The 23,417-nt window shown below is 73.1% G+C and carries 16 protein-coding genes and 1 riboswitch; of the genes, 2 read left to right on the plus strand and 14 right to left on the minus strand.

What is annotated here, in order from left to right:
* Positions 1 to 741 (plus strand): SCO1860 family LAETG-anchored protein (locus tag POF73_RS33560; RefSeq protein WP_272122818.1); only part of this gene is annotated, 741 nt, incomplete at its 5' end.
* A 131-nt stretch (positions 742 to 872) separates the two neighbouring features.
* Here POF73_RS33560 and cobC read toward each other — a convergent pair.
* The 13 genes from cobC to POF73_RS33625 all read right to left on the minus strand — a co-directional run bounded on the left by cobC (position 873) and on the right by POF73_RS33625 (position 18,318).
* Positions 873 to 1,937, minus strand: coding sequence for an Rv2231c family pyridoxal phosphate-dependent protein CobC (gene cobC, locus POF73_RS33565; RefSeq protein ID WP_272122819.1), 1,065 nt, complete (start codon positions 1,935 to 1,937; stop codon positions 873 to 875).
* Positions 1,927 to 2,853 carry a sirohydrochlorin chelatase gene (locus POF73_RS33570; protein ID WP_272122820.1) on the minus strand — a complete coding sequence of 309 codons (927 nt, stop codon included), beginning with the start codon at positions 2,851 to 2,853 and terminating at the stop codon, positions 1,927 to 1,929. Before POF73_RS33570 ends, cobC begins: the two co-directional genes overlap by 11 nt.
* Positions 2,850 to 3,440, minus strand: a complete 591-nt coding sequence (locus tag POF73_RS33575; protein ID WP_272122821.1) for a precorrin-8X methylmutase — start codon at positions 3,438 to 3,440, stop codon at positions 2,850 to 2,852. Before POF73_RS33575 ends, POF73_RS33570 begins: the two co-directional genes overlap by 4 nt.
* On the minus strand, positions 3,437 to 5,137 hold the full coding sequence (gene cobJ, locus POF73_RS33580; protein ID WP_272122822.1) for a precorrin-3B C(17)-methyltransferase: 1,701 nt from the start codon (positions 5,135 to 5,137) through the stop codon (positions 3,437 to 3,439). Before cobJ ends, POF73_RS33575 begins: the two co-directional genes overlap by 4 nt.
* Entirely contained in the window at positions 5,134 to 6,387 is a 1,254-nt protein-coding gene (cbiE, locus tag POF73_RS33585; RefSeq protein ID WP_272122824.1) for a precorrin-6y C5,15-methyltransferase (decarboxylating) subunit CbiE, read from the minus strand. The genes cobJ and cbiE overlap by 4 nt, the downstream gene beginning before the upstream one ends.
* Entirely contained in the window at positions 6,384 to 7,202 is an 819-nt protein-coding gene (gene cobM / locus POF73_RS33590) for a precorrin-4 C(11)-methyltransferase (RefSeq protein ID WP_272122825.1), read from the minus strand. Before cobM ends, cbiE begins: the two co-directional genes overlap by 4 nt.
* 74 nt (positions 7,203 to 7,276) lie before the next feature.
* Positions 7,277 to 8,023: a precorrin-2 C(20)-methyltransferase gene (gene cobI, locus POF73_RS33595; RefSeq protein ID WP_272122826.1), complete on the minus strand. Its 747-nt coding sequence runs from the start codon at positions 8,021 to 8,023 to the stop codon at positions 7,277 to 7,279.
* A complete protein-coding gene (locus POF73_RS33600; protein WP_272122827.1) occupies positions 8,008 to 9,513 on the minus strand; it encodes a cobyrinate a,c-diamide synthase in 1,506 nt (501 codons plus the stop codon). Before POF73_RS33600 ends, cobI begins: the two co-directional genes overlap by 16 nt.
* A 7-nt stretch (positions 9,514 to 9,520) precedes the next feature.
* Positions 9,521 to 10,129, minus strand: coding sequence for a cob(I)yrinic acid a,c-diamide adenosyltransferase (cobO, locus tag POF73_RS33605; protein WP_272122828.1), 609 nt, complete (start codon positions 10,127 to 10,129; stop codon positions 9,521 to 9,523).
* The gene (locus POF73_RS33610; protein ID WP_272122829.1) at positions 10,129 to 12,141 is read right to left on the minus strand and encodes a putative cobaltochelatase; all 2,013 of its coding nucleotides are present in this window, start codon (positions 12,139 to 12,141) and stop codon (positions 10,129 to 10,131) included. Before POF73_RS33610 ends, cobO begins: the two co-directional genes overlap by 1 nt.
* On the minus strand, positions 12,138 to 15,809 hold the full coding sequence (gene cobN / locus POF73_RS33615; protein WP_272122830.1) for a cobaltochelatase subunit CobN: 3,672 nt from the start codon (positions 15,807 to 15,809) through the stop codon (positions 12,138 to 12,140). The genes POF73_RS33610 and cobN overlap by 4 nt, the downstream gene beginning before the upstream one ends.
* A complete protein-coding gene (locus POF73_RS33620) occupies positions 15,806 to 17,380 on the minus strand; it encodes a cobyric acid synthase (RefSeq protein ID WP_272122831.1) in 1,575 nt (524 codons plus the stop codon). Before POF73_RS33620 ends, cobN begins: the two co-directional genes overlap by 4 nt.
* Complete coding sequence (locus POF73_RS33625; RefSeq protein WP_272122832.1) at positions 17,377 to 18,318, minus strand: cobalamin biosynthesis protein; 942 nt, start codon at positions 18,316 to 18,318, stop codon at positions 17,377 to 17,379. Before POF73_RS33625 ends, POF73_RS33620 begins: the two co-directional genes overlap by 4 nt.
* Before the next feature lie 114 nt (positions 18,319 to 18,432).
* A riboswitch (cobalamin riboswitch) is annotated at positions 18,433 to 18,572 on the minus strand.
* A 259-nt stretch (positions 18,573 to 18,831) separates the two neighbouring features.
* Here POF73_RS33625 and POF73_RS33630 point away from each other — a divergent pair.
* Entirely contained in the window at positions 18,832 to 23,100 is a 4,269-nt protein-coding gene (locus POF73_RS33630; RefSeq protein WP_272122833.1) for an nSTAND1 domain-containing NTPase, read from the plus strand.
* 68 nt (positions 23,101 to 23,168) lie between these two features.
* Here POF73_RS33630 and POF73_RS33635 read toward each other — a convergent pair whose 3' ends face one another.
* Positions 23,169 to 23,390, minus strand: coding sequence for a hypothetical protein (locus POF73_RS33635; protein ID WP_272122835.1), 222 nt, complete (start codon positions 23,388 to 23,390; stop codon positions 23,169 to 23,171).
* Positions 23,391 to 23,417 lie beyond the last annotated feature (27 nt).

The raw sequence follows: 23,417 nt of genomic DNA on the forward strand, positions 1-23,417 counted from the left end.
ACCGTGAACGTCCCGCTCGCGGTCTCCCTGAACGAGGTCCAGGCCCCGCAGAGCGCCGAAAAGGCCACGCTGACGGCCCAGTTGAACGGCGTCGACGGCGGCCGGTCCTTCAACGTGCTGAACGCCGAGGTCGCCAAGTCGACGGCGACCGTCGAGGGCGGTAAGGCCGAGGGATACACCAACCTCACCCACGCCAAGGTCCACCTCCCCGGTCTGCCGCTCCTCTCGCTCATCGAGGTCGGCCAGGTCACCTCCAAGGCGACCTGCGAGGCCGGGAAGACACCGACCGCCTCGTCCAACCTGCTCGGCGACGTCACCGTGCTGGGCAAGAAGGTCACGCTGACCGCGGGCGGCACCACCAAGGTCGAGGTGCCCGGCGTCGGCGACGTGCGGCTGGACTACTCCAAGACGCAGACCACGTCGCGTACGGCCGCCGCCACCGCGCTCGAACTCAAGGTCTCCGTCAACCCGCTGAAGCTGAACGTCGCCGACGTCCAGGGCACCCTGACCCTCGCCAAGGCGACCTGCGAGACCCCGGCCGGGTCCGCGCAGCAGACCGACCCGAGCGGCGCCCCGAGCACCGGCCCGGCCGGCGATGTGAAGCCCCAGGGCCAGGCCGCCGACGACGGCCTCGCGGAGACCGGCGGCAACTCCATGACGCCGTACATCGCGGGCGGCGCACTCGCGCTCCTCGTGGCGGGCGGCGGAGCGGTGGCACTGGCCCACCGCCGGAAGGCCTGAGCAGCGAGGGACGCCACCCGGGGGCTCCCGCTCGGCGGCGGCACCCGGGGACGGCTGCCCTGCCTGAGGGACGGCGGTACCCGGGACGGCTGCCCGTCTGAGCGGCGGCGCCCGGAGGCGGGCGTCCCGGCTCAGCGGTCCGCCGGGTCCAGAGCCCGCTCCAGCGCCGTCAGGAACCCCCTGACCGTCGCCCGGTCCCGCACCGCCAGCCGCAGCCACTCCTCGCCCAGCCCGGGAAAGGTGTCCCCGCGCCGCACCGCGAACCCGAGGTCGCGCAGGTGCCGTCGCACGGTGGCCGCCTCCGGCAGCCGTACGAGGACGAAGGGACCCTCGGCCGGCTCGACGACCCGGAGCCCGGCCGAGGCGAACCGGCCGAGCCCCGTGACGAGATGGGCCCGGTCGGCGGCGACGCGGTGGGCCGCGTGCGCCGCCTCCGCCAGGGCCCGTGGTGACACACAGGTCTCGGCGGCGGCCAGCGCGGGTGTGGAGACCGGCCACAGGGGCTGGGCGCGCTCCAGGTCGGCGATGGTGTCCGGGGCGGCGAGGACGTAGCCGATCCGCAGTCCGGCCAGCCCCCAGGTCTTGGTCAGGCTGCGGAGCACGACGAGACCCGGCACGTCCGTCCGCTCCGCCAGCGCCTCCCGCTCGCCCGGCACCGCGTCCATGAACGCCTCGTCCACCACCAACATCCGCCCGGGACGGGCGAGTCGGGCGATGGCCGCGGCCGGGTGCAGCACCGACGTCGGGTTGGTCGGGTTGCCGATCACCACCAGGTCGGCGTCCTCGGGGACGGCCTCAGGGTCCAGCCGGAACCCGTCCTGCGCCCGCAGCAGCACCCGGTCGACGGTGTGCCCGGCGTCCCGCAGGGCGGCCTCCGGCTCCGTGAACTGCGGGTGCACGACCACCGGCCGGCGCACCTTCAGGGCGCGGGCGAGCAGCACGAACGCCTCCGCGGCCCCCGCGGTCAGCAGGACCCGCTCCACCGGCAGCCCGTGCCGCGCAGCCACCGCCGCCCGCGCGGCCCGCCCGTCCGGGTAGGCCGCGAGCGAGCCCAGCGACTGCGCGATCCGCTCCCGCAGCCACGCGGGCGGTGTGTCCGCGCGGACGTTCACGGCGAGGTCGACGAGCGCCGAGCCGTCGTCACGGACCTCGGCGTCGCCGTGGTGGCGCAGGTCGTGCTCGCCCTCAGTGGGCATGGGAGTGGGCGCCGTGATGGTGGTGTCCGTGGTGGTGGCCGTCGTCGTCCGGGTGGAAGTGCGGCTGCTGCGGCATGCCGACCTTGTCCTCGAAACCGGGCAGCGCGATGCGGTACACGCACGAGTCGCAGTTCATGCGCAGGTCGCCCTTGATGGCCTCCTCGTACCGCTCCATCACCAGGTCGAGCAGCTCCGGCTCCGGACCGATGACGTCCGCCGAGAGCACCTCGACCTCCGGGTGCGCCTCCGCCCAGCCCTCCGTCTGCTGCCGTACCCGGTCCGGCAGGATGCCGGTGAAGAGGAAGTAGGGCAGGACGACGATCTTCCGCGCCCCCAGCTTCACACACCGGTCCAGGCCGCTCGGCACGTCCGGCGCCGCCAGCGACACGAACGCCGTCTCCACGCCCGCGTAACCGCGCCCCTCCCACAGCAGCCGCGCCGCCTTGTGCACCTCGGCGTTGGCGTCCGGGTCGGTCGAGCCGCGCCCGACCAGCAGCACGGTGACGTCGGCCCGGTCCCCGGGCGTGCGGTTGCCCTCGGCGCCGAGCGCCTCGTCGAGGCGTCGCTCCAGGACGGACAGCAGCGCCGGGTGCGGGCCCAGCGGGCGGCCGTAGGTGTACGAGATCCCCGGGTGCCGCTCCTTCTCGCGGGCCAGCGCGGCCGGGATGTCGCCCTTGGCGTGCCCGGCGGACACCAGCATCAGCGGCACGGCGGCGAACCGGCGCACGCCTCGCTCGACCAGCTCGGTGACGGCGTCGCCCAGCGGCGGCGGGGACAGTTCGATGAAGCCGCCCGCGACGGGAAGTTCGGGGTTGCGGCGACCCAACTCCCGTACGAAGTCGCGGAACGCCTCGGCCCCGGCATCGTCCCGGGTGCCGTGACCGGCGATGAGCAGGGCGGGCGGCGGGGTGGTCACGATTTCTCCTCGGAGTGGGATGCGGGGTGGTACAGCAGGGCGTTGAGGGCGGCCGAGGCGACCGCCGAACCGCCCTTCTCGGACACGTTGCTCACGGCGGGCAGCCCGCTCTCGCGCAACGCCGCCTTGGACTCGACCGCGCCGACGAAGCCGACGGGCAGGCCGATGACGAGCGCCGGGGCGGCGTCCAGGGTGAGCAGCTCCTCCAGCGCGGTCGGCGCGTTGCCGATCACCCAGAGGGCACCCGGGCCGACCTGCTCGTAGGCGAGCCGGACGGCGTGCGCCGAGCGGGTCAGGTCGGGGCCGGCCACGGCGTCCTTCAGCCGGCAGACGGTCTCGCGCCGGGTGATCCCGGCGGCCACCATCTCGACGTCGACGACCACTGGCGCCCCGGAGTGCAGCGCTGCGTGCGCCTTCGCCAACTCGCTCTCGTCCATGACGAGGTCGGTCGCGTAGCCGAGGTCGGCGGCGGAGTGGATGACCCGCTCCACGACCGCCCGGGTCAGCGGCGGGAAGTGCGAGGTGTCCAGGCGGGCACGCAGCCGCCGGTAGGACTCCTCCTCGATCGGATGCACGACGCGGTTCACTCGGTGCCCTCCTGCGATGCCTGCCAGCGGTAGCCGCGCGGCGTCACCATGCGCCCGGCGATGTCCCGGGTCGCCGTGTTGCCGACGGTCACGACCGTCATCATGTCGACCGTCGCCGGGTCCAGGGAGCCCAGTGTCGTGAGCCGACTGGACTCGTCCGGCCGCGACGCGTTCCGTACGACACCGACCGGCGTCGTCGGCTTCCGGTGCTCGGCGAGGATCGTGAGGGCCTTGGGCAGCTGCCAGTCGCGGCCCCGGGAACGGGGGTTGTAGAAGGTGACCACGATGTCCGCCTCGGCCGCCGCCCGCACCCGACGCTCGATGACCTCCCACGGAGTGTGCAGGTCGGAGAGGCTGATCGACACATGGTCATGGCCGAGCGGCGCACCGAGGATCGCGGCAGCCGCCAGGGCCGCCGTCACCCCGGGTACGCCGATCACGTCGATGTCGTCGGACGCCTCGGCCAGCGCGGGGGAGGCCATGGCGTACACGCCCGCGTCCCCGCTGCCGATCAGCGCGACGGTCTGCCCCTTGCGGGCCTCCTCGACCGCCGTCCGGGCCCGCTCCTCCTCGGCACCGAGCCCCGACTCCAGGACCCGTGTGCCGGGGCGCACCAGGTCGCGGATCTGGTCGACGTACTGGTCGAGGCCCACCAGCACGGAGGCGCCCTGGAGTTCGGCCTTCGCGCGAGGTGTCAGCAGATCCCGGGCGCCCGGCCCGAGCCCGACCACCGCGAGCCGACCGCGCCCGGGACGCCGTACGACGGCACAGGTCGCCATCGCGGGCTGCCCGTCGGCGCGCTCCGACTTCCGCTTGGGGACGAGGAGTTCACCGCCGTGCACCAGGGCGGCGGCCTCGGCGACCGAGGGGGTGCCCACTGCGGCGAGGGGTGCGTCGGAGGGGTTGGGGACCTCGACGGCCGCCAGCTCCTCGGCGGAGTGGGTGACGAGGGGGACGCCGAGTCGTGCGGCGGCCTCGACGATGCCGGGCTCGTCGGCCTTGGCGTCGACGGTGGCGAGCTCGGCGAGGGACGCGGGGGAGAGGCCGGCGTCCCGCAGTGCGCTCTTCACCAGTCCGAGGACCTCGTCCGCCGGGGCGCCCTTCGAAGCGCCGACGCCGACGACGAGGGACGGCGGACGCAGCACGACCTCGTGCTCGGCGGGCTCGACCAGCCGGTCCGTCAGCCGGATCGCGTACGAGCCCTCGGCGCCGACCCGCAGCGGCGGCAGGGGCCAGTCGAGCTCGGCCCGCAGAGCCACCGGCTCACCGTCGAGCAGGGCCCGCGAGACGGCGGCGACATCGCCCTCCACCGGGAACCCGAGCGTGTCGAGGCCGGGCACCCCCACGGCATCGGTCGCGGTCGTCACCACGGGCTCGGCGCCCAGCAACTCCCCGATCTCCCGGGCGAGTTCATTGGCGCCGCCGCCGTGCCCGCCGACCAGCGACACGGCGAACCGCCCGCTCTCGTCGACGCACACCACACCCGGGTCGCTCGTCTTGTCCCCGAGCAGCGGGGCGATCAGCCGGACGACCGCCCCCGTGGCCAGGAAGCACACCAACTGCTCGCACTCGGCGAACGCCCGCCGCACGGCGTCCTTGACGGGACCGTTGTACACGCGCGTGCGGTCCGGCCACGCCACGGCCAGCCGGTCCCGCGCCGCCGCCCCCGCCGCGGTGGCGGAAATGAGGCCGATCACTGGGCATCTCCTTCAGAACAGGCTTGAGGCCGCACGCCCCACAGCAGGAAAACCGGATTGGTCGCCGCGAGCCGGGTCACGTCCCCCGGCAGCGGCGCGAGCCGGGACGACTGCAACAGCACCCCGTCGCAGGAGAACCCGGCACTCGTCAGGGCCTCCCGGGCGGCCGGCACCCGGTCGAGCGCGGCCATCGCGACGACCACCGTGCGCCGGGCGCGCCGCGCACAGACGCTGACGACGGCGGGCAGTTCGCGCCCGCCGCCGCCCACGAACACGGCGTCGGGGTCGTCGGTGAGGTCCGCCAGCGCGTCCGGCGCCGCGCCGTGCACCACATGCACGTCCACGCCGTGCGTGGCGGCGTTGGCGCGGATCCGCTCCACCCCGTCCGGGGCCTTCTCGACGGCGACGGCCGCCGCCCCGAGCCGGGCGCACTCCACGGCCACCGAGCCGGAGCCCGCGCCGACGTCCCACACCAGGTCGCCGAGCCGCGGACCGAGCCGGGCCAGCGCCAGCGCCCGTACCTCGAACTTGGTGATCATCGAGTCGCGGTGCGCGAAGTCGGCCTCGCCCAGGGCCCAGCCGGCGGGCCGCGGTTCAGGCCCCGCGAGCGTCCGTACGGGACCGAGCAGCCGCGTCTCGTCCAGGCAGAGCACCACGCTCACCGACGTACCCCAGTCGCGGCCCGCCGCCTCGGCGGGCGTCAGCCGCTCCACGCGCTCGCGCTCCGCATCGCCCAGGGCGGAGGCGACGACCAGCACGCGCCCGGTGTCCCGCAGCGCCGCACCCAGCTCGGCCGGCCCGGCGCCCGGACCGGTCAGCACGGCCACCTTGGGATGGGCCCGGCAGATGTTGACGGCCGTCCGCGGATCCCGCCCGTGCGCGCTGACGACGACCGCGTCGTCCCAGGTCAGCCCCAGCCGCGCGAACGCGGTGGCCACGGACGACACCCCGGGCCGCACCTCCAGCCGCTCCGACCCGAACCGCTCGGCGAGCGCCCGCACGATCCCGAAGAACCCGGGGTCACCGGAGGCCAGCACCACCACCGGCCGCTCCTTGGCGACGTACTCCTCGACGGTGTCCAGGGCGGGCGCGAGCGCCCCGAGCACCACCCGCTCCGCCCCGTCCGGCAGCCGTACGGCGTCCAGATGCCGCCGCCCGCCGACGACCAGTGCGGCACCGGCGAGGACGTCCTCGGGAGGCGGCGCCCCCGTCCCCGTACCGACGACCGTGATCGGCCGGCCCGAGGTCATGAGCTCGCCCCTCGTTCGCGCAGCGCCCGGCGGGCCTGCGGGTCGGCCTTGCGATACCCGTGGAAGTGGCCGGGGTGGTAGAGGTGCGAGCGGGTGCCCTGTGCGTCGAGGGCCGGTCCGACCAGGAACAGGGTGTGCTTCCAGAGCTTGTGCTCCTTGACGGTCTCCTCCAGCGTGCCGATGGTGCACCGCACGACGAGCTCCTCCGGCCAGGTCGCCTGGTACGCGACCACGACCGGCGTGGACGTCGGATACCCGCCCTCCAGCAGCTCCCGCACCAGCTGGCCGCTGCGGGCCGCGGACAGGAAGATCGCCATGGTGGTGCCGTGCTTGGCGAACTCCCTGACCTCCTCCCCGGGCGGCATCGGCGTCTTGCCGCCGCCGAGCCGGGTGAGTACGACGGACTGCGCGACCTCGGGGATCGTCAGCTCCCGCTGGGCGAGCGCGGCCACGGCGGAGAAGGCGGAGACCCCGGGCACGACCTCGGTCGCGACACCGAGGTCGGCACACCGGTCGAGCTGCTCCTGGGTGCCGCCCCACAGGGCGGGGTCGCCGGAGTGGATCCGGGCGACGCGCAGGTCTTCCCGGTGAGCCCGCTCGTAGACGGCGACGACGTCCTCCAGGGACATGGTCGCCGAGTCGAGGATCTCGGCATCCTCGCGCGCGTGCTGCAGGACCTCCGCCTGGACCAGGCTCGCCGCCCAGATCACCACGTCGGCCTCGGCGATGGCACGCGCGGCACGGAACGTCAGCAGATCGGCGGCGCCGGGGCCGGCACCGACGAAGGTCACCTTGCCGGTGGGGGCATCGGCCATGGGAACGGTCCTCTCCTGCAAAGGGGGTTCAGCGGGGGTGGTGGGTGTGCGGGGTGCGGGGCGTCGTACCGGCGTCAGAGCTTGCCGCCCCGCCCGCCGTCGCGCCGAGCGGGGGCGATGAGCGTCGAGAGGTAGGGCAGGGGGCTGCCGTCGAGGTCGGCCGCCGACCGGATCGACTCCTCCTCAAGGCCCAGCGCCGACCCCCACACCGCGTCCTCGGTCCGCCCGGTCTCCCGCAGTGCCTCGGCGACCTCCCGCGCCTGCCGCCCGAACTTGTAGGCGACGACCGTCCCGGGCCCGGCGAGGGCCTCCTTGAGCACGGTCGCCCCCGCGGTCACGGGCACGAGTGTCAGCGGCTCGGTCCCCTCGGTGAGCACGGCGCCCGACCGTGCGGCGAGGTCCTGCATCGCGGTGATGCCGGGGACGGTCTCGACGACGGTGTCGGGCACCAACTCGCCGATGGTCTGGGCGAGATAGGTGAAGGTGGAGTACACGTTGGGATCGCCGATGGTCGCGAAGGCCACGGCGGCATGCCCGCGCAGCAGCTCGGCCACCCGCTCGCCCGCGGCGTCCCAGGCGGCCTCCCGCCTGGCCCGGTCGGTCCGCTCGTTGAGGGCGAACACGACCCGTACGACCTTCTCCTCGGGCACGTAGTGCAGCACGGTCGCCTCGGCCCGCCCCCGCTCCCCGCTGTCCATGACGGGTACGACGACGACATCGGCGGCACGCAGAGCGTTGACGCCCTTGACGGTCACCAGCTCCGGATCACCGGGACCGACCCCGACTCCGATCAACCTGCTGCTGCTCATGACGTCCGGCACCTCTCCACGAACCGATGGGCGACACCGGGCCGCGCGGCCCAGTGCGTGTGCAGATAACTCGCGTGCACGCCCTGCTGTACGAAACCTTCGACCCGCGGCCGAGGGGCCCTGACCCCCCAGGCGGGCGCCGCCCCCGAGCCCGGCTCGACGACGGTCCGATGAAACTCGTGCCCCCGCATCCGCGTCCCGGCGACGGCGAGCGAACTGTCACTGACGGCCACGGCGTCCCGGTACCCCAGCGTGAGCCGCTCGCTCATCCGCGCGCCGGCGTCCAGCACCCCGCACATCGGCAGCCCGTCGAGCTCACGGCACAGATAGAGCAGCCCGGCACACTCGGCGGCAACGGGAGCGCCGGTCGCCACCAGGGCGGAGACGGCCTTGCGGAGGGGTTCGTTGGCGGACAGCTCGGACGCGTACACCTCCGGGAAGCCGCCACCGATCACCAGGCCACGGGTGCCGTCGGGGAGCCGTTCGTCCCGGAGGGGGTCGAAGGGCACGACTTCGGCACCGGCGGCGGTGAGCAGCTCGGTGTGCTCGGCGTAGGAGAAGGTGAAGGCGGGACCACCGGCGACGGCAACCCGCACACGCCGATTCGCATCATCCTGCCTGTCCGGCGCATCAGCCTGCCCGTCCGGCGAACAATCCAGCCCGTCCGGCGTTTGAGGACGAGGTCCTTCGGGCCGAAGCGGGGGTCTGGGGGCGGCAGCCCCCAGGGTCGGGACGGGAAGGGGCGGCGGGGGCGAGGAAGCCAAGACCTCAGCTGCATCCCAAGCCGCACACGACAACGCACCCGCACTCCGCGCCAGCCCCAGCAACCCCTCCAGATCACACCCGGCACGCACCTGCTCGGCCATCGCCGCCACGGCCTCCACCGCGGCAGCGCGCCGCTCGGCGACCGGCACCAACCCCAGATGCCGCGACGGCGTGTCCACCTGGGCCACCCGCCGCAGCACCCCCAGCACCGGCACCCCGGCCGCGTCCAACGCCTCCCGCAGCAACTCCTCGTGCCGGTCCGACGCGACCTTGTTGAGGATCACGCCCCCGACCCGCACCTGCGGATCCCAGGACGCGAACCCGTGCACGAGCGCCGCCACCGACCGGGACTGCGACGACGCGTCCACCACCAGCACGACCGGCGCCCGCAGCAGCTTCGCCACATGAGCCGTGGACGCCAGTTCACCCTCCCCGGCGGCCCCGTCGTACATCCCCATGACGCCCTCGACCACAGCGACGTCGCATCCGCGCGCTCCGTGCAGGAACAACGGCCCGACCAACTCCGGCCCGCACAGATACGCGTCGAGATTCCGCCCCGTCCGCCCGGTGGCGAGCGCGTGATACCCGGGGTCGATGTAGTCCGGCCCCACCTTGTGCGGGGACACGGCAAGCCCCCGCGCGGCGAACGCGGCCATCAACCCCGTGGCGACGGTGGTCTTGCCGCTGCCGGAAGAAGGCGCGGCAATGACCAGCCGAGGGACGGACGAGGAACTCATCTCGACATCACCACTCGATGCCTCTCTGGCCCTTCTGGCCCGCGTCCATGGGGTGCTTGACCTTGGACATGTCGGTCACGAGATCGGCGAGGTCGACGAGCTTCTCGGGCGCGTTCCGCCCGGTGATCACGACATGCTGGGTCCCCGGACGGTTCCGCAGCACGTCGACCACCTCGTCGGTGTCGACCCACCCCCAGTGCATGGGGTAGGCGAACTCGTCCAGCACATACAGCTTGTACGTCTCGGCGGCCAGGTCCCGCTTGACCTGCTCCCAGCCCTCCCGAGCTTTCTCCTCGTTGGTCGAGTTGTCACCCTGGATGTCCCGCTGGACCCAGGACCACCCCTCGCCCATCTTGTGCCAGTCGACGGACCCGCCCTCACCACTGGCCCCCAGGACCCGCAGCGCGTTCTCCTCGCCGACCTTCCACTTCGCGGACTTGACGAACTGGAACACCCCGATGGGCCACCCCTGGTTCCAGGCGCGCAGCGCGAGCCCGAACGCGGCGGTGGACTTGCCCTTGCCGATGCCCGTGTGCACGACCACCAGCGGCCGATTACGCCGCTGACGTGTCGTCAGCCCGTCGTCCGGCACCACACTCGGCTGCCCCTGAGGCATTACGCGACCCTCCTCTTCGACCCGCCCTGCACATCCCGCACCAGCCCGGCGATGGACTCCGCGCGCAACTCGTCCAGCGTGACCGCCGTACCGCCCAGCTCACCCGCGAGCTGCCCCGCGAGCCCCAGCCGCACGGGCCCCGACTCGCAGTCCACGACCACGGACGCGACGCCCTCCGCCGCGAACAGCCGGGCCGCACGCCCCGCCAGCGCCACCGGCTCCGGCCCACCCGTGGCCCGGCCGTCGGTCACGACCACGACGAGTGCCCGCCGGGCAGGATCCCGCAGCCGCTCCACCCGCAGCACCTCATGCGCCTTGAGCAGCCCGGCCGCGAGGGGTGTACGCCCGCCCGTCGGCAACGACTCCAACCGAACGGCGGCAGCGTCCACGGACGACGTCGGCGGCAGCGCCACATCGGCGGCCGACCCCCGGAACGTCACCAGCCCCACCTTGTCCCGCCGCTGATACGCGTCCAGGAGCAGCGACAGCACGGCGCCCTTCACGGCACTCATCCGCTGCCGGGCCGCCATCGACCCGGAGGCGTCCACGACGAACAGCACGAGGTTCCCCTCGCGCCCTTCGCGCACGGCCTGCCGCAGATCGTCCCGGCGCACCACCAGCCCAGGCCCCGACCGCCCCCGGGCCCGCTGATGCGGCGCCGCCGCCTGCACGGTGGCCGCCAGGTGCAGCTTGGTCAGCGCCCCTCGGGGACGCCGGGCACCCGTGGTCCTGCCGTGCTCGGTCCGCGCCCGCGAACGCCGCCCGGCGGCACCCTCACCGATGCCCGGCACGCTCAGCACCTTGGTACGGAAGGGTTCCGACGCCCGTACGGGGGTCTGCTCCCCAGCCCCGGAGGCCTGCGGCTCCCCGCCCTCACCGGCCTCGGGGCCGGCGGCCGAGTCACCCCCTTGAGGGCCGTCGTCGGACTGCGGCGGCTGCCCGCCGCCTCCACCGGGACCGTCCGGATCAGGATCAGGGTCCGGATCCTCGTCCTCGGAACCCCCGAACTCCTCAAGGGTCTCGTCCAGCTTGTCCTCGTCGAGGCCGGGCGCGTCGAAGGGGTTACGGCGCCTGCGGTGCGGCAGCGCGAGCAGCGCCGCCTGCCGGACGTCCTCGGCGAGCACATCGGTCCGCCCGGCCCAGGCGGCGAGCGCGGTGGCCGTACGGGCCATCACGATGTCGGCCCGCATGCCGTCCACCTCGAAGGCGGCGCAGGTCGCCGCGATCTGCCGCAGCGCCCCGTCGCCCAGCCGCACCGACGGCAGCAACTCCCGCGCGGCGACGATGCGTCGACGTACGGCGGCCTCCTCGTCGGCCCACCGCGCGGCGAAGGCGCCCGGGTCGTCGTCGTATGCGAGACGCCGCCGTACGACCTCCACCCGCTGGTCGGGCTCCCGCGAGGCGGCGACCTCGACGGTCAGGCCGAACCGGTCGAGCAACTGCGGGCGCAGCTCGCCCTCTTCGGGGTTCATGGTGCCGACCAGCAGGAACCGGGCGGCGTGCCGGACCGACACACCCTCGCGTTCGACGTACGACGCGCCCATCGCCGCCGCGTCGAGGAGCAGGTCGACCAGGTGGTCGTGGAGGAGGTTGACCTCGTCGACGTACAGGATGCCGCGGTGGGCGTCGGCGAGGAGGCCCGGCTCGAAGGCCTTCACGCCCTCGGCGAGCGCGCGCTCGATGTCCAGGGCGCCGACCAGCCGGTCCTCGGAGGCGCCGACGGGCAGTTCGACCATGCGGGCGGGGCGTTGCGTGCCCGCGCCCGTCTCCTCGTGCGGCCCGTCCGGGCACGCGGGGTCCGGGGAGCCCGGGTCGCAGGAGAAGCGGCAGCCGGGGACCACCGGGACCTCGGGCATCAGCGCCGACAGCGCGCGTACGGCCGTCGACTTGGCGGTGCCCTTCTCGCCGCGCACCAGCACACCGCCGACCGCCGGTGACACGGCGTTCAGCAGCAGCGCGAGCCGCAGGTCGTCCTGGCCTACAACGGCCGTAAAGGGGAAGGGGGTGGTCACTTCTCGTCGCCCTCCAAGTCGCCTTCCAGCTCCAGGTAGGTGGCGCGCAGCCGCTCCAGTGTGTCGGCGTCCGGCTCGGCCCACAGCCCGCGGTCCGCGGCCTCCAGGAGCCGCTCGGTGATGCCGCGCAGCGCCCACGGGTTGGACTTCTTCATGAAGTCCCGGTTCTCGGCGTCGAAGACGTATTCCGCGCTGAGCTTCTCGTACATCCAGTCGTCGACCACGCCCGCGGTGGCGTCGTAGCCGAACAGGTAGTCCACGGTCGCCGCCATCTCGAAGGCGCCCTTGTAGCCGTGCCGGCGCATCGCCGCCATCCAGCGCGGGTTGACCACCCGGGCGCGGAAGACACGGTGCGTCTCCTCGCCGAGGGTGCGCGTCTTCACCTGGTCGGGGGTGGCGCTGTCACCCACGTACGCCTCGGGGTTGGCACCCGTCAGGTGCCGCACCATGGCGACCATTCCGCCGTGGTACTGGAAGTAGTCGTCGGCGTCCACGAGGTCGTGCTCACGGGTGTCGACGTTCTTCGCGGCGACCGCGATCCGCTTGAACGCGGTCTCCATGTCGCCGCGCGCCGCCCGCCCGTCGAGCCCGCGCCCGTAGGCGTAGCCGCCCCAGACGGCGTACACCTCGGCGAGGTCGGCGTCGCTGCGCCAGTTGCGGGCGTCGATCAGCGGCAGCAGACCGGCGCCGTACGCGCCCGGCTTGGAGCCGAAGATACGGGCCGTGGCCCTGCGCCGGTCACCGTGCTCGGCGGTGTCCTCGTCGGCGTGCGCCTTCACGAAGTTCCGGTCGGCGGGCTCGTCCAGCTCGGCGACCTTGCGCACGGCGTCGTCGATCAGGCCGACGACGTGCGGGAACGCGTCCCGGAAGAACCCGGAGATACGGACGGTGACGTCGATGCGAGGCCGCCCCAGCTCGCTGAGGCCGATGATCTCGAACCCGGTCACCCGGCGTGAGGCGTCGTCCCACACCGGGCGGCAGCCCAGCAGCGCGAGGATCTCGGCGATGTCGTCGCCCTGGGTGCGCATGGCCGAGGTGCCCCAGACCGTCAGGCCGACGGACTTCGGGTACTCACCCGTGTCCTGGAGGTACCGCTGCACCAGCGAGTCGGCGAGCGACTGCCCGACCTCCCAGCTCAGCCGGGACGGGATGGCCTTGGGGTCGACGGAGTAGAAGTTCCGGCCGGTCGGCAGGACGTTGACCAGTCCGCGCGTCGGCGAACCGGACGGACCCGCCGGGACGTAACCGCCGTCGAGCGCCTTGAGGATGTGGCCGATCTCGTCCGTGGTGCGGGCGAGACGCGGCACGACCTCGGTGCAGGCGAACTCCAGCACGGCGACGGCGTCGGGGACTTCGGTGCCGAGGACGTCACGGACGAGGCCGGGGGCCTCGGACACCGCCCAGCCGTTGGATTCCATCCCCTCCGCGACCCGCCGGCACAGCTGCTCCAGCAGGTCGATGGCGTCGGCGGCCGTGCGGGACGGGCCCTCGACCAGGTCGCTCAGCTCGACCGGGACCTTCACCGGCGCGCCCGGCTCGGCGAGCAACTCCTTCTCCACCAACCCGAAGTGCTCGGCCAGCGAGGCCCGCAGCCCCGGCAGCGCGTTCGCCTGCCCGCCCCACACCTGCGAGGCGCGCAGCACGGCGAGGACCAGGTTCACCCGCGGCTCGCCGACCGGGCCGCCGCCGAGGATGTGCAGGCCGTCGCGGATCTGCACGTCCTTGATCTCGCACAGATAGCCGTCGATGTGCATGACGAACTCGTCGAAGTCGTCGTCGCCCGGCTGCTCGTCCACGTGCAGGTCGTGGTGCAGCTCGGCCGCCTTGACCAGCGTCCAGATCTGGGCGCGCACGGCGGGCGCCTTCGTCGGGTCCAGGTCGGAGACGAGCGCGTACTCGTCGAGGAGCTGCTCCAGCTTGGCCAGGTCGCCGTAGGTGTCCGCGCGGGCCATCGGCGGCACCAGGTGATCGACGACGGTGGCGTGGCCGCGGCGCTTGGCCTGGGTGCCCTCGCCGGGGTCGTTGACGATGAACGGGTAGATCAGCGGCAGGTCGCCGAGGACGGCGTCCGGGGCGCAGCCGCCGCTGAGGCCGAGGCCCTTGCCCGGCAGCCACTCCATCGTGCCGTGCTTGCCCATGTGCACGATCGCGTCGGCGCCGAACCCCGCTTGAGAAGATGCAGTCTCCAGCCACCGGTACGCCGCCATGTAGTGGTGCGACGGCGGCATGTCCGGGTCGTGGTAGATCGCGATCGGGTTCTCGCCGAAGCCGCGCGGTGGCTGGATCATCACGACGACGTTCCCGAACTGGAGGGAGGCCAGCACGATGTCGTCCCCGTCGACGTACAGCGAGCCCGGCGGCTCGCCCCACGCCTCGGTCATCGCGTTGCGCAGCTCCGGGTCGAGCTTGTCGAACCACGCCCGGTAGTCGGCGAGCGGCACCCGCGCGGGCGCCGACGCCAGCTGGTCCTCGGTCAGCCACTCGACGTCGTGCCCGCCCGCCTCGATGAGCCGGTGGATCAACTCGTCGCCGTTGTCCGGGTACTCGGTCACCCCGTACCCGGCCTGCCCCAGCGCGTCCAGCACCCGCACCGCGGAGGCGGGCGTGTCCAGGCCGACCGCGTTGCCGACCCGCGAGTGCTTGGTCGGGTAGGCGGTGAAGACGAGCGCGAGCTTCTTGTCGGCGTTCGGCTTGTGCCTCAACCGGGCGTGCCGTACGGCGATCCCGGCGACGCGCCCGGCCCGCTCCGGGTCGGCCACGTACACGGGCACGTCGTCCGGGCCCTGCTCCTTGAAGGAGAACGGGACGGTGATCAGACGGCCGTCGAACTCCGGGATCGCGACCTGCATCGCCGCGTCCATGGGGGAGAGGGCGGCGTCGGACTCGTCCCAGGCGCTCTTGGACGACGTCAGGCACAGGCCCTGCAGCACGGGGACGTTCAGCTCGGCCAGCCTGCCGATGTCCCACGCCTCCTCGTCGCCGCCCGCCGACGCCTGCGAGGCGTGTGTGCCGCCCGCGGCGAGGACGGTGGCGACCAGGGCGTCGGCCTTGCCGAGGATCTCGTACAGCTCCGGATCCGCGCCGCGCAGCGAACCGCAGTACACGGGAAGGGCGTTGGCGCCCCGCGCCTCGATGGCGTCGCACAGGGTGTCCACGAACGCGGTGTTGCCGCTGAGCTCATGGGCCCGGTAGAAGAGCACGCCCACGGTCGGCCGCCCCTCGACGAGCGGACGCTCGCCGTGGACGCCGTACTCCGGCATCTTCTGCGGCTCCACGAACCCCTCGCCCGTCAGCAGCACGGTGTCGGAGAGGAACCGGGCGAGCTCGGTGAGGTTGGCGGGCCCGCCCTCCACGAGGTACTTCAGCGCCTCGGCGACCACACCGGCCGGGACCGACGACTCGGCCATCAGCTCCGCGTCCGGCACGGCCTCGCCGCCCAGCAGCACGGTCGGCACGCCCGACGCCTTGAGCTTCGCTAGCCCGTCCTCCCAGGCCCGCTTGCCGCCCAGCAGCCGTACGACGGCGAGGTCCGCGCCGTCGAGCAGCGCGGGCAGCTCGCTCTCGACGTCCACGCGGGTCGGGTTGCCGATCCGGTAGTCGGCACCGGAGGCGGCCCGGGCCGCCAGCAGATCGGTGTCGGCGGTCGACAACAACAACACAGTGCTCATGCGGGCGCTCCCGGTGGAATGAAAGGCAGTCCTTGCGGCGCGCCCGACTCGATGAGCCGCCAGAGCGCGTCCGTGTCCGCGTGCTGTTCGATCAGGTCGCCGAGCCGGTCGAGCTGCTCCTCGCGCAGCGCGGCGAACGAGGTGTCGGCGGCCGGCACGAAGCGGCGGCCCGCGGCAGCGGCCACCTCGCGCAGGAAGGCCCGCCGGAAACCGTCCGACTCCAGCGAGCCGTGCCAGTGCGTGCCCCAGGTCTGGCCGACCCGGCAGCCGTCCAAGAAGGGTTCGCCCCCCGTGATTTCGGCGATCCCGTGATGAATCTCGTACCCCTCGACATGCTCACCGAGGGCTTCCCCGGTCGGCCGGGTGAGGGTCTTCTCCCGGGCGAACCGCACCCTTACGGGCAGCACCCCGAGCCCCTCGACCTGCCCGCGCCGGCTCTCGACGTCGTCCTCGATGTGCTCGCCGAGCACCTGGAAGCCACCGCAGATGCCGAGGATCGGCCGCTGCTCGGCGGCCCTGCGGACGACGGCGTCGGCCAGCCCGCGCTCCCTCAGCCACTCCAGGGCGCGGACGGTTCCCCGGGTGCCGGGGAGGACGACGAGGTCGGCGTCGGCCAGTTCCTCGGGCCGGTCCACGAACCGTACGACGACGCCCGGTTCGGCGGCGAGCGCGTCGACGTCCGTGAAGTTGGACATGAGCGGGACGGCACAGACGGCGACGCGCAGCACGTCCTCCCCGACCGGCGGGGCGACGTTCGACTCCCGGACCGTCCCGCGCAGAGAGACCCGCAGTCCGTCCTCCTCGTCGATCCCGAGCCCGTGCCGGAAGGGCAGCACGCCGTAGGTGTGCCGTCCGGTGAGCCCGTGGAGCATGTCGAGGCCGGGTTCGAGGAGCGAGACGTCGCCGCGGAACTTGTTGACCAGGAACCCGGCGATCAGCCTCTGGTCCTCCTCCGACAGCAGCGCGACGGTCCCGAAGAAGGAGGCGAAGACACCACCGCGGTCGATGTCGCCGACGATCAGCACGGGCAGCCCGGCATTGCGGGCGATGCCCATGTTCACGATGTCGGTCCGCCGCAGATTGATCTCCGCCGGACTCCCCGCCCCCTCACAGATCACCGCGTCATACGTGCCCCGGAGTTCGGCAAGACAGTCGAGCACGGTCCCGAGAAGCTTCTGCTGCCGTCCGCCGTGCAGCCTTTTCCCGGGGGACACTGCACCTGATTGCGGCTGCGCCGCGGGCCCAGCCCCCCCGAAGAAACCACGCGCGCTCAGCTCACCGACCGGCTTCCCGAGCAGCACGACCTGACTGCTCTGCTCGCCACCGGGCTTGAGCAGCACGGGATTCATCAGCGCGGTCGGCTCGACGCGACAGGCCTGCGCCTGCATGGCCTGCGCCCGCCCGATCTCGGCGCCCTCCCGAGTGACGAACGAGTTGAGGGACATGTTCTGCGCCTTGAACGGCGCGACCTTCACACCCTGCCGCACCAGCCACCGGCAGATCCCGGCGGTGACGACGCTCTTGCCGGCGTCGGAGGTGGTGCCGGCGACGAGAAGCCCACCGCCCGTCATGACGTACGCCCCTTCGTGATGCGGCGCGCGGCGACACAGACGCCGAGCGCGAGCCAGCCGACGCGCTTCGACAGCCGTACGGCGCGCTCGATGTCGGGTGTGCCGACGGTCCGCCCCGACGCGTTGAGCACGGGCCGCTGCTCGACCCGCCCGCCGTAGGACAGCGTCCCGCCCAGCCGTACGCCGAGCGCCCCCGCGAACGAGGCCTCGACGGGCCCGGCGTTGGGGCTCGGATGCTTGCCGGCATCGTCACGCCAGGCCCGCACGGCCCCCCGGGAATCACCCCCGGCGACGGCGGCGAGTACGGCGGTGAGCCGTGCCCCCGGCCACCCCGCCACGTCGTCGAGCCGGGCCGAGGCCCACCCGTACCGCAGGTACTTGGGCGACTTGTGCCCGACCATGGCGTCGAGCGTGTTCACGGCCCGGAACCCGAGCAGCCCCGGCACCCCACCGACGGCACCCCACACGAGCGCCCCCACCACGGCATCGGAGGTGTTCTCGGCAACGGACTCGACCACCGCCCGCGCGATCCCGTCCGCGTCCAGCGCCTGCGGATCCCGGCCGCACAGATGGGGCAGCCGCGCCCGCGCCCCATCGACGTCCCCCGCCTCCAGGGCACGCCCGATCTCCCGCGCCTCGCGCGCGAGCGAGGTCCCGCCGACAACGGCCCAGGTGGCGGCGGCGGTCAGCGCGACGGAGGTGGCGGGAGACGTACGTACGGCACATGCGGCGAGCGCCCCGACGGCCACAGCGCCACCGGCGCACACGACGGTGTGCACCGCACCCCGCGCGCGGTCGTCGCGCCACAACACTCTCTCCACTGCCCCGGCGGCCCGCCCGAACGCGGCGACCGGATGCCCCCGGCGCGGATCGCCGAGCAGCAGGTCACCGAGGAGTCCGGCGGCGGCGCCGTACGCGAAGACGCGATCGGCACGCATCGGGGTCAGCCGACCGTCGGTTCAGCCGAAGGGCCGGCCGTGGGGCCGGCAGTGCATCTCGATCGGCAGGCGAGCATCGCGTTATGTCCTCACTCAGGGTGTCCACGCCCTGGTTCGACGAGACCGACGACGAGAGTTCCTGACTCCCGGGGCTATCTACCCCGGTCACAGTGGCGGGACCGCGCCGGATTCACACCGGCTTCCTCTTCTGCCGCCGTACATGGCCCCGGCAGTCCACCACGGGGTTGGAAGGGGCGTCAACTTGCCGTTGACCTGCGGTGGGGGAGTGTGGAGAACCCCACACCGCTACCACGCCGACCTGCCCCCGGTGTCCGACTTGAGAGGCAATTCCCCTGTGCGGGGCGGTCTTCCACAACCCGCTTGCGGCTGTGCGTCATGGCCCTCTGCAATAACGCGTACGGGGATAAAACACGCGGGAGGGACAAGCCAGTTGGCGTACGTGGTCGAGAGGGCGCCGTACGGCGGCGCCGCCTTCCGCCCGGGACACCCGGCATGACCGCCCGTTTCCCGGAAGCCCTCGGGCCGGCGGTGGCCCGGCTGCGGGGGCCGGACGGCAGGACCGTCGGCACGGGATTCCTGCTCGCTCCCGGCACCGTCGCCACCTGCGCCCATGTCGTGGCGGACGCCCTCCGTACCGACGCACGGGACGGGACGGCCCCCACCCTGCCGGTCACCGTGGAGTTCCCGCTGCAACGCGGCTCCGCGGTGTACGAGGCGTCGGTGTCGGCCTGGTGCCCGGTGGCACCCGACGGCAGCGGCGACATCGCGCTGCTGCGGCTCCCGGAACAGCCGGCGCCGGAACCGACCGAGGTCCCCGTTCCCTCCGCGACGCCGGGCGGCCCATCACCGGTCCCCCTCGCCGGAGTCGGCGACGTCTGGGACCACCGCTTCCGCATCCTCGGCTTTCCCGCCACCGCCGAACACGGAGCCTGGATCGGCGGACGGCTGCGTGGCGCGGTCGGGCAGGGCTGGATCTCGATGGAGGCCGACGGCACCGCGTACCGCATCACCCCCGGCTGCAGCGGAGCGCCGGTCTGGGACGAGGAGTCCGGCGCCGTCGTCGGGATGACGGTCGCCACCGACCGGGGCCCCGACTCGGTCACCGCCTACCTCATCCCCGCGGAAGCCCTCCTCGCTCTCCAGCCGGGCCGGCGCGGCTGCCCGTACCGCGGACTCGACGCCTTCCGGGAGGAGGACGCCGAGCAGTTCTTCGGCCGGGAGGAGGAGACGGAACGGCTGCTCGACGCGGTGGACCGGCACATCGTCGTGCCGGTCGTCGGACCGTCCGGCAGCGGCAAGACGTCACTCGTGCGCGCCGGGGTCCTGCCCCGCCTGCGGGCCCGGGGCCACACCGTCTCGGAGATCCGCCCCCTGCCCGGCACCCGCGCCTCGCTCACCCTGGCCCGCGCCCTGATCCCCGTCCTGGAACCCGGCCTCGGCACGGCCGAGCAGGAGCGCGGCGCCCTGGCCCTGGCGGACCTGCTCGACTCCGAGGGCGGGCCGAGCCCGGCCGACCTCGGCCTGCGCCTGCTCGACCACTGCGGCCCGAGCGGCCATGTGCTCTTCCTCAACCAGCTGGAGGAGACCGTCGCCACCGAACCGGCCACCGCCCGCGCGCTGCTGGGCCTGGTGGTCTCACTGGTTTCGGCTCCGGCCGACGGCAGACGGCTGCGCGTCCTGGCCACCCTGCGCTCGGCCTCCCTCGACGGCCTGGCGGACCCCGCCACCGCCCGGGTCCTCAGCGACTGCGCCCAGGTCGTGGCACCGCTGGGCCGAGCCGGGCTCCTGCGCGCCGTCGAGGGACCGGCGGGCACCGTCCCCGGCCTCACCCTCGAACCCGGCCTCGCGGAACGCGTCGTCGACGACGCGCAGGACGAGCCGGGACACCTCCCCATGGTGGAGTTCGCCCTGACCGAACTCTGGTCCCGCGAGCGGGGCATCCGCCTCACCCACGCCGGATACGAGGCCCTGGGCGGCGTGGCCGGGGCCCTGTCCGGGCATGCGGAGAAGCGGGTCGGCCGCGTCATCGCCGCGCATGGCGAGGCGCCGGTCCGCCGACTGTTCACCCAGCTGGCCCGCCCCGACGACACGGGCGGCTTCACCCGCAAGCCGGTCCGCCTCGCGCTCCTGTCGCCCGAACTCCGGGCAGCCGCGGAGGCCCTGGCCACCGGCACTCACCTCGTCCGCATCACCCACGGCCCCGACGACGACCCCATCGTCGACCTCGCCCACGAGGAACTGGTCCGCTCCTGGGACCGCCTGGGGGAGTGGCTGGACGAGTCCCGGGTCTTCCGCGCCTGGCAGGAACGGTTGCTGCAGGCGCTGGCGCACTGGAAGGAGACGGGAGGTGAGTCGGGGGCGTTGCTGCGGGGTTCGATGCTGGCCACGTCCGTGGAGAGCCTGGAGGATCCGGATCGCCGCGCGGACATCTCACCGGCGGAGCGCGACTATGTGCAGCTCAGTCGGCGGCATCAGCAACGGGGCCTGCGGCGGTGGCGGTTGGCGACGGCGGTGATGGTGGTGCTGGCGTTGGTGGCGGGTTGTCTGGCGGTGTCGACGTGGCTCGGGCGGATGGCTCTGGAGGAACAGGTACGGACGGCGGCGTCCCGGCGACTGGTGGAGGATGCCGCCCGGCTGGCCCCGACCGATCCGGGCATGGCCGCGCGGCTGTCGGTGGCCGCGTGGCACAACGCGCCGGGCAAGGACGCTCGGCAGGCGCTGCTCCAGGCCTATCTCGGTGGCATGTCGGTGATCTCCGTACATGGGGGGCAGGGGGCCGAGCCCATTTCGAGCATCGACGTCACCCCGGACGGCTCCACAGCCGTGACCACGTCAGCCAGCCGGGACGGTGTCGCGCACGCCCGCGTATGGACGGGGCTGAGCGACGGGCGGGCGAGCTCGTGGTCGGTACCCGGGCTGACGGGCGGAGAAGCTCCTGTACGCGCCGAGTTCAGCGATGACGGCGGGCTGCTGGCCATCGTGACCGCCGACGGAGCGGTCCACTGTTACGACGTTCGGGCTCACCGACACCTGTGGACTGGTCATCAGCCTGTACTGGGGACCGGGCGCATGGGCCATACGGCGGCGATCGACTTCTCGGACAGCGGTCGGCTGCTGCTCCGCCTCGTCGCCGACGATCTCGCCGAGCCGGGGGCGGCACACAGCTCTCACGTCCAGGTCTGGCAGAGCCGCACGGGAAAGCCTCGGAAGACGTCGCAGCAGGGGCTGCCGAGCGGTCGGGAGGCGAACGACGCCGCGCTGGTCCGGGAGGGCCGGGACGTGGTCTATCTCAGTCGGTACGAGGGCCACGGGAAAGCACGGGTGCAGAACCTGGCGACCGGCAGGGACCAGGACACGGTTCCGGATGCCGAATGGCTCTCCCACCGGGGCGCCGGGGTCGTCAGGGACCGGGGGCACGGGTGGCATCAGCTGAGGCGGCTGACGGGCTCCGGTGGTGTCACGGGACAGCGATTCCTGGCCGTCGAGCCGGAGGGTTCGGACCTCACCGGTCGCTATGCGCAGGTGCGCAACGGTACCCAGGTGAGCCCGTACGAGGTGGTCGACGTGGAGACCGGCAGGCGGTATCGCGTGCCCGGCTTCGCCTGGCGCGCCACCGGCGAGGAACAGCCCGTCGGTGTCCTCCCGGGTGAGAAGGCCGGGGCCGCCCCGCGCATCCTGGTGGCCTCCGGCTCGGATCTGATGGTGCTGAGGACGCGGGAGGAGCGCAGCATGCCGCTGCCGGACCCCGAGCCCGGTTTCGAGAGCGGGGAAGGCCCCTCGTACACGAGAAGCCGGGGAGGCGAGTACCGCGCGCACATTCACAACGACGGCAGCAACGACACGACGACGGTGACACTGGTCGTGGCCCGTCGGGGTGAGGAGAGCCGGGCGGAACCGGTGACGCTCAAGGAATTCAACGGGGAGGCCCAGGGGTTCTTCACCACGGACGGCGACCACTTGGTCGTCTGGGGCGATGACAAGGTCGCCGTCGTGGATCCGGACAGCCCGCAGGACATGCGGGTGTGGCCCTCTCCGGGCACCGTCACGGTCGTTCCCCTCCAGGACAGCGAGGTGGCCGTCCTGGAGGACCGTGGCCTGGTCCGGTACGACGTCGCGTCGGGCGAGGAGACGGTCCTGGACGAACATCCCTGCGGAGAGCTGGGACTACCGTGCCGTGGGCTCGCTGTCCGTCCCGGACGCCGTGAGGAGGTGGCGGTCGGGCACAGCAACGGCGAACTGGTCATCTGGAACACCGAGACCAGGCAGGCACGCAGGGAAACCGGCATCACCGTGGCGGACACAGGGGGTGGGCGGGGGTGGGTGGGGTGGGTGTATCTGCGAAGCCTGGAATTCGATCCGCGGGGCCGGACGGTGGCCACCCCACTGGACTCCAGAACCATCCAGCGATGGGACGTGGAGACCGGCGAGCGCGTGGGACCGGCCGTCGAGACGGACGGCAAGCTGTCAGTGGTGGCGCTGGCCGACGACGGAAGTCTCCTCCTGGCCGTCGACGGCGGCCTGTCCTTGTGGCGACCGGGGGACCGCGAGCCCTATGTCACGCTCCCTTTCAGCGCCGTCCCGGACGGCATCCACGTGACGGCCGGCCATGTCACCTTCCGCCACGGCAACTCCGAGCTGAGCATCCCCCTCGACCCCGAGGCCTGGCACAAGGCCCTGTGCCGTCACTGGACCCCCTATACCCGGGAGGAGAGCGCCATCCTCGATGGCGCCGGAGCGGTGAAGGACTCGCCGTGCCTGTAGGGCCGGAAACGCCGACCGGGTGGGCGAGGACCGTGGTCCCCTCCCACCCGGTTCGTCGTGCCGTTGCGTCAGGCCACGATCAGATAGATCCCGTACGCCACGGCCGCCGCGCACGCCGCGAAGCACGCGTACGCGCCGGTGACCGCGAGGGCGGCCGAGCCGCCCTGGGCCGAGGCCTTCTCCTGGCGGGACAGGCCCGCGATGCCGAGGGTGAACAGGCCCACCAGGGCCACCGTGACCACGAGGCTGACGCCGAAGACGGAGCCGAGGGCCGCCCAGTCGATCTTCATGTTGCTGCTTCCTTGAGTACCGGGGGA

It is taken from the genome of Streptomyces sp. HD (assembly GCF_028369295.1).
In the GTDB taxonomy this organism is placed as follows: domain Bacteria; phylum Actinomycetota; class Actinomycetes; order Streptomycetales; family Streptomycetaceae; genus Streptomyces.